This is a genomic window from Nocardia brevicatena NBRC 12119, assembly GCF_000308495.1.
In the GTDB taxonomy this organism is placed as follows: domain Bacteria; phylum Actinomycetota; class Actinomycetes; order Mycobacteriales; family Mycobacteriaceae; genus Nocardia; species Nocardia brevicatena.
Window position 1 is genome coordinate 24,132 of the sequence record NZ_BAFU01000235.1, and the last position, 6,122, is coordinate 30,253.

Below are 6,122 nucleotides of genomic sequence, written 5' to 3' on the forward strand. Positions count from 1 at the left end.
TCAGGTGTGCCTTACCGGGAGGGGGACGGTGTCGAGCATGGCGGCCGCGGCCAGATAGGCCCTGGTGGCCTCGCGGTCGGCGGCGATGGCCTGGATCGCGGCGATCTCGGCGGGCAGCCGGGTGGTATCGCCGTCCTGTACGCCCGCGACCCTGGCCTCACTGACCGGAACCACGTGCTCGACCATCACCGCACGCCGGCGCCGCGACCAGCTGTCCAATGTATCGGCGGGTACGCGCCCGGCGAGCACGTCCGCAAGTGGCGCGCCGAGGTCGACCGCGTCGTGAATACCGGCGTTCATATTGAGGCCGCCGGCGGTGGAGGTGATGTGGGCGGCGTCGCCCGCGAACAGCACCCGGCCGTGGCGGAACGCGCCGAGCACCCCGCCGGCGAGCTCGTAGCGGTGTACGTCGACAATGTCGAGCTCATTCGACGCGAGACCGGCGATGTATTGCGGCACCGGTTCGTCGGGGCCGGTCCTGAGAACGATCCGCCAGTGGTCGGGCAGTTGTAACAGGCTGCACGACTGGACCGGATCACGCACATAGGTCATCGGAGCCAGCCCGGGAAGCAGTTCATCGAGCGGTGATCGCGTGAAGACCCGCAACGCGCGGGTGGGATAGGTGGATCGGGGAAGCGATACACCGACCGAGGCCCGGACAGTGCTGTGCGCACCGTCGGCGGCGACGAGATAGAGTGCTTGCTTCGAGCCGTTCGCGCTGTCCACTTCCACGCAGGTTCCCTTGTCGGCGACCGCATCGACCTGGGTACCGAACCGCACCACCGCCTGTGGGTGCGCGCCGAGAGCCTCGAGCAGCAGCGTGGTGAGTACGGTCTGCTCCGCGTGTAGCCGGAACGGATATCGGGTCGATCCGTCGAGGACGTTCATCGTCATCTCCGCCAGCACGGCCCCCGCCAGGTCGCGCCACTGCAGCCGGTCCACGACGACTCCGCGGGTGACCAGTTCGTCGGCGACGCCGAGCTCGTGGAGGAGATCGAGTGTGGCCGCGTGGATCGTAGCGGCGCGTGAGCGGGTTCCCAGGCCCGGTTCGCGTTCCAGCACCAGCACCGCGACTCCGGCCCGGGCCAGGGTGAGTGCGGTGACCAGACCGACCGGCCCCGCCCCCACCACGATCACCTCGGCACTCATACGGCGACCTTCTCCCCGTCTTCGGCACGTTCGAGAGAGGCGTACTCGCCCGCGCTGGTCAGTGCCCACCAGGCGCCGCACAGGTTGGAGGTGAGGACCGTCCGCTCGTTGCCTTCGGAGAGTTTGTCGATCGCCCGCAGAGTCGACATACCGGTGCCCGTGAGCAGGAGCACCCCGTCGCGGGTCGCTCCCGCTTTCTCGACCTGCGTGACGAGCTCGTCGGTGGTGACCTCGTAGGGCAGGTAGCGGGCGCCGGCCTTGATCTTGACCACCTGGGCGATCCGTATGCCCGCTGCCGTCCAGAATCGCTCCGCCCGCGTGGTCAGCCACGGCCGGTAGGGGGAGATCAATGTGATCTCCTCGGCACGAAGGTGTTCCAGGGCCCGTCTGATGGCCTCGGTGGCCGTGGCCACCGGCAGACCGAATCGGGTGCTCAGCTCGGCGCAGTCACGACGGTCCTCGGCGGGGCCGAGCAGGTAGCGCGAGCCGGTGCAGGCCATGACCAGCGCGTCGAGCGGCAGGCCGCCGAACGAGCGGATCATATCGGGCAGTACGTCGTTGTAGGACGCCAGGCGCGCGGCCAGCGAAAGGTCTGGTTGGACGGGGAAGCGGGTGACATGCAGGTCCGCCTGTCGGTCGAGTAGGCGCCAGAACTCCGGCTCCGCCGCGGGATTGGCCGGCGGCACTACGACACCGACTCTGGTCACGGCTTGCCTCCTGGAATGTCGAGCGAGAAGAGCACATGGACCGCGTCGACGAGACCGGCATCGCGGGCCAACCGGGATCGGAGATCACCGAACAGGCCGTCCACCACCCGCTGGACGGCAGCGGCCACCTCGTCGCGGGCACGGGAGTCGAGGTCGGGCACACGTGAGTCCAGACGTCGCAACTCCGCCTCGCAGACACGGAGCACCCGGTTGTGCAGTGCGGCGAGGGCTGTGGTGGCGCCTCCGGTATCCGGCCGGTCTCGGCCCTGCGCACCGATGACCGGTCCACCTTCCGAATTCGAGCCCGGCCCTCCTGGAATCGGGGGTTCGACGTGTGCTGCGCTGGGACGTGACAACAATGCCGTGCCCATCAGTGGTCCGGCCGCGACGCGGTGTGGGCCGACGTTGTTCGGTCGGATGTGGCATCGGCTGTCGAATCGGCGGCGAGTGAGCACCGGGAGGCGAGTAGGCCGGAATTCACCCGATGACAGACATGGGGGCGAGTGGGCGCTTCCTCGAACATGTTGCTCCTTATGACATTCGGCCCGCTCACAGCGGATGCGCCTGCGCCCTGCGCCCGCATCGCCCAGCCAGAATCGACCATGCCCATCGAGCGCGATAGTAGGGAAATCCCTAGTTCACCTTCGGCGGTGACCGGGTTCGGGGCCGAATCCGACCTCTGTACTACGAGAAATATCGGGTGCCGGCGGTCCTGTGTCCGACAACGGAACGTGGTCCGCTCGAGAGGGCGGGAAGGAGGTCGCCACGGCACTCGGCCCAGGTTCTGCTCTCGTGCCCTACGGTTCATATGACGGCGCTTTCAGCGGTTTGCACGGCCGTGTCAGTCCCGGGATGTAACACAAGAGACCTTTCTGCGCGCCAGAATTTGAGGGGAAACCTGTTCTGCCGGAGCTGCGCGGGACGATCGACCGCATCAATGCCGGGTAGTTGCAGACGGTGACTGCGTACGACTACCTGGGGTATCTGACGGTTGTGATCGCCCTGGTCCTGGTGCCGGGTCCGGATATGTTGATCACCATGCGCGATGCGATGACCGGCGGCATTCGCGGCGGTGCCGGGGCCGTCGCGGGGATCTTCGCGCAAGCGTGGTTCAAGGCAGCGCGGTGGTGCTGGGGTAGGTGCGGGGCTCGCCGGGTCCCGGCCGCTGTTCACCGTATTGCGCTGGGCAGGCGCGGCGTACTCGGGGTGCACAGGCGTTGCGCACCGCCCGGCGCGGAGACCATCGAGACCGGTATACCGCCGCATCCGAGGGATGCGAGAAGCGTGCGCTGCGAGCCGGTTCCCTGACCGATATCACCCATCCGAAGATCCTGGTGATGTATCTGTCGGTGTTGCCGCAGTTTCTGCGGCCGGGATCGCCCACCGCCCACGCCTTGCTGCTCGCCTATGCGGTGGCCGTGCTCGGCTCATCGTGGCTGCTCGTGGTAGCGCTGTTCGTGCACCGCATCCGACATCGGCTTGTCCGCGGGAATATGCGGCGCCTGGTGGACACGGCGGCGGGGGCCGCTCTGCTGGGATTCGGTGCACGCCCGGCCGCCGAATAGAGCGGCCCGCCGGACCGGTCCGGCGATATCGTCGGCGAGGCCGATCCGTGGGGCAGGGCGGTAATGCTGTCGTCGGGTCGAGGCGAGTTCGGCGGTCAGATGAGGACCATGGCCGCACTGAGTGCTGCCATCAGAACAACCCAGAGCAGTATCAACACGTCGGCGGAACGGGGAGTGCCGAAATTCGGCACGATACGTCGTGAATCGTGTCGACGGATCTCCTGTGATGTGGTGGAAGTGCGCACGACGTCCTCCTTCGAGAGCTTGTCCCGCTGTCGATGACCGGCTACCCGTTATCGCGCCGGGAACCCTTATCGCCACGGCGATCTGGGTTACAGCTCACGGAAGGTGAGAGGTTCCGGTTGCTCGAAAGCGTGGCGGCGGCCGCACCGTCGTGGCCGCGGGCCGTTGGATAGGAGGCCGCAACTGTGCCGAACCGCCGAACTCGGAGGCGTGTGCCCGCTGCCGCCTGCCATTCCGAGCGTCGTGCGTACGTTTGAAGCGCTCATGGCGGAAGGCGCGTCCGTCCCCACGTGGAATACCTCGTCGTAGGTCGTTCGCGACGCACCGCGGAAATCACGACCCCTATCGACAACACCGCTACCGCCCGGTCGGTCGGCGCACAGGTCCCGGGACGATGCCGAGGACCCGTGGTGATCCGGCCGTCGCGGGTAATGCGCAGGTTTCGGACAGCGATGAGCGTCCGGTGCCGCCCGGCGGTGACCAGTGGTGAATGCCGAGGTCGCTATTGCCTCGGTTAATCGGGATATATAATATCCCTTTTATGAAGATGGGCGAGGGTGTCGAGTGGAGCCTGCACTGCTGTGTGACGTTGGCGTGGCTCGAGGATCGGTGGCCGGTGCCGATCGCGCGGCTGGCCGCCTGGTTCGACCTGCCGGTGGAGTATCTGAAGAAGCGTCTGCAGACTCTCGTGCGCGCCGGGGTCCTGACCTCGGTTCCGGGGGTGCGGGGCGGTGTCGGTCTGGCTCGGCCCGCGGAGCGGATCACGCTGCTCGATGTCGTGACGGCCGTCGAGGGTGGCGTGGACCCGTTTCGGTGCACCGAGATCCGCCGGCGTGGGCACAGTGGCCGCATGGCGGGCGCGGAGTTCACTCGGCCGTGCGGGATCGCGGTGGCCATGCGCCGCGCGGAGTTGGCGTGGCGGCGTGAGCTGGCCGCGCAGACCATCGCGGACCTTGCCGCCGGCGCTCCCGCAAGCTCCGCGGAGCGCACTCGACAGGGGTTCGCGAATCCGGATACCTGACCCAACAAACGTTCGTGGGCGAAGACCGGCCGGCGGGAATGGAGATGTCAAATATCCCTGATTGTCGAGGAGTGGGACCATGTCCGAAATCGTGGTGGTGGGCGGCGGTTTCGCCGGTGTGTGGAGCGCTGCCGGTGCGGTACGGCTCGCTCGTAGGGTGGGGCGCGATCTATCGGTCACGCTGATCGCTCCCGGAGATGATCTGGTCATCCGCCCACGCCTGTATCAGGCCGAGCCCGACCGCATGCGGGTGACATTGGACCGGATCCTGGGGCCCGTCGGGGTGTGCCGGGTCGCGGCCACCGCGACCCGGATCGACACCGCCCGCCGGAGGGTCACCGTTGTCGGACGGGACGGTCGCAGCAATGAAATAGGCTGGGACCGGCTGATTCTTGCCGCCGGCAGTCAGGTGGTCCGACCCACGCTGCCGGGCGCCGAACTGCTGCACGATGTGGACACCCTTCCGGCGGCGGCCGCGTTGGACGCGCATCTGCACCGATTGCCGGACCTTCCGCCGAACGACGGCCGCTTCACCGCTGTCGTCGTGGGCGCGGGTTTCACCGGCCTGGAGATCGCCACCGAGCTGGTGGATCGTCTCGGTGCCATCGCCGCGGCCCGGGCGCCGGGCGAGCGGGTTCGGGTCGTACTGGTGGAGCGAGCCGATACGGTCGGACCCGAACTCGGACCGGGTCCCCGGCCGCAGATCCTCGATGTCCTATCGGCCATTGGGGTGGAGCAACGGCTCGGGGTGAGTCCGGTAACGGTGGAACCGGATCGGATCACCCTGTCCGACGGCACGGACCTCGCGGCCTGCACCGTGGTCTGGACGGCGGGGGTACAGGCCAGCCCGCTCACCGCCGATATCCCCGGCGGTCGCGATCGGCTGGGTCGACTGGATGTGGGCGAGGATCTACAGGTCACCGGGGTGCCGGGGGTCTATGCGGCGGGCGACACCGCCGCCGCGGCGGCCGAACCGGGGCGGCGGGTGCTGCAATGCTGCCAGCACGCCTTGCAGTTGGGTAGGTTCGCGGGACATAACGCGGCCGCCGACCTGTTGGGGCTGCCGGCCGTGCCGTTCGCGGCGACCCCGTATGTCACCTGCCTCGACCTGGGGTCACGGGAGCGGTGTTCACCAGCGGGTGGGAGCGCAGTGTTGTCGCCACCGGAGACGTGGCCAAGACACGTAAGCGCATGGTGAACGAGCTGTGGATCTATCCCCCTACCGACGATCCGGACGAACTGCTGCGCCAGGCCGACTACCGGTTCTCGGTCCGGCAGATCCGTGCACCACGAGCGGGGACGGGTTCGCCCGGACCGGACGTGGGCGAGTCGCGGTGAGCCGACGTGAGGTGTGGGGTGGGCATGCCTCGTACGTAGGATCGTGATCGGGATGGCGTGGAGGTTCGAACTCTTTCCGACCGACCGGTCCCGGTCTCG

General features: G+C 67.9%; 8 protein-coding genes. 4 read left to right on the top strand and 4 right to left on the bottom strand.

The genetic code is table 11. The annotated features are described in order from the left end of the window. Genes ON20_RS28070 through ON20_RS28080 form a run of 3 tightly spaced genes read right to left on the bottom strand, consistent with a single transcriptional unit; the run spans position 1 to position 2,227 of the window. Complete coding sequence (locus ON20_RS28070; RefSeq protein WP_040840576.1) at positions 1–1,149, bottom strand: FAD-dependent oxidoreductase; 1,149 nt, start codon at positions 1,147–1,149, stop codon at positions 1–3. After that, positions 1,146–1,856 carry a maleate cis-trans isomerase family protein gene (locus ON20_RS28075; protein ID WP_051163518.1) on the bottom strand — a complete coding sequence of 237 codons (711 nt, stop codon included), beginning with the start codon at positions 1,854–1,856 and terminating at the stop codon, positions 1,146–1,148. The genes ON20_RS28070 and ON20_RS28075 overlap by 4 nt, the downstream gene beginning before the upstream one ends. Beyond that, complete coding sequence (locus ON20_RS28080) at positions 1,853–2,227, bottom strand: glutamyl-tRNA reductase (protein WP_157229086.1); 375 nt, start codon at positions 2,225–2,227, stop codon at positions 1,853–1,855. Before ON20_RS28080 ends, ON20_RS28075 begins: the two co-directional genes overlap by 4 nt. 846 nt (positions 2,228–3,073) lie before the next feature. Between ON20_RS28080 and ON20_RS38225 the strand changes: the two genes are divergently transcribed. Next, a complete protein-coding gene (locus ON20_RS38225) occupies positions 3,074–3,421 on the top strand; it encodes a LysE family translocator (protein WP_218002668.1) in 348 nt (115 codons plus the stop codon). Between the two features lie 95 nt (positions 3,422–3,516). Here the strand turns inward: ON20_RS38225 and ON20_RS36995 are convergent, their stop codons facing one another. Beyond that, complete coding sequence (locus tag ON20_RS36995) at positions 3,517–3,666, bottom strand: hypothetical protein (RefSeq protein ID WP_157229087.1); 150 nt, start codon at positions 3,664–3,666, stop codon at positions 3,517–3,519. Positions 3,667–4,205: 539 nt separating this feature from the next. On the opposite strand from ON20_RS36995, the gene ON20_RS28090 reads away from it, so the two are divergent. The 3 genes from ON20_RS28090 (at position 4,206) to ON20_RS39415 (ending at position 6,023) form a co-directional block, all read left to right on the top strand. Beyond that, positions 4,206–4,685: an RrF2 family transcriptional regulator gene (locus ON20_RS28090; RefSeq protein WP_040840579.1), complete on the top strand. Its 480-nt coding sequence runs from the start codon at positions 4,206–4,208 to the stop codon at positions 4,683–4,685. Positions 4,686–4,764: 79 nt separating this feature from the next. Next, positions 4,765–5,883, top strand: coding sequence for an NAD(P)/FAD-dependent oxidoreductase (locus tag ON20_RS28095; RefSeq protein ID WP_245547538.1), 1,119 nt, complete (start codon positions 4,765–4,767; stop codon positions 5,881–5,883). Then, positions 5,877–6,023, top strand: coding sequence for a hypothetical protein (locus tag ON20_RS39415; protein WP_245547539.1), 147 nt, complete (start codon positions 5,877–5,879; stop codon positions 6,021–6,023). The genes ON20_RS28095 and ON20_RS39415 overlap by 7 nt, the downstream gene beginning before the upstream one ends. The last annotated feature ends 99 nt before the right edge of the window (positions 6,024–6,122 follow it).

Excerpts from the sequence above, each read along its gene's own strand:
- ON20_RS28095 (WP_245547538.1), top strand. The coding sequence starts at position 4,765 with ATGTCCGAAATCGTGGTGGTGGGCGGCGGTTTCGCCGGTGTGTGGAGC.
- ON20_RS39415 (WP_245547539.1), top strand. The coding sequence starts at position 5,877 with ATGGTGAACGAGCTGTGGATCTATCCCCCTACCGACGATCCGGACGAA.
- ON20_RS28080 (WP_157229086.1), bottom strand. The coding sequence starts at position 2,227 with ATGGGCACGGCATTGTTGTCACGTCCCAGCGCAGCACACGTCGAACCC.
- ON20_RS28070 (WP_040840576.1), bottom strand. The coding sequence starts at position 1,149 with ATGAGTGCCGAGGTGATCGTGGTGGGGGCGGGGCCGGTCGGTCTGGTC.
- ON20_RS28090 (WP_040840579.1), top strand. The coding sequence starts at position 4,206 with ATGAAGATGGGCGAGGGTGTCGAGTGGAGCCTGCACTGCTGTGTGACG.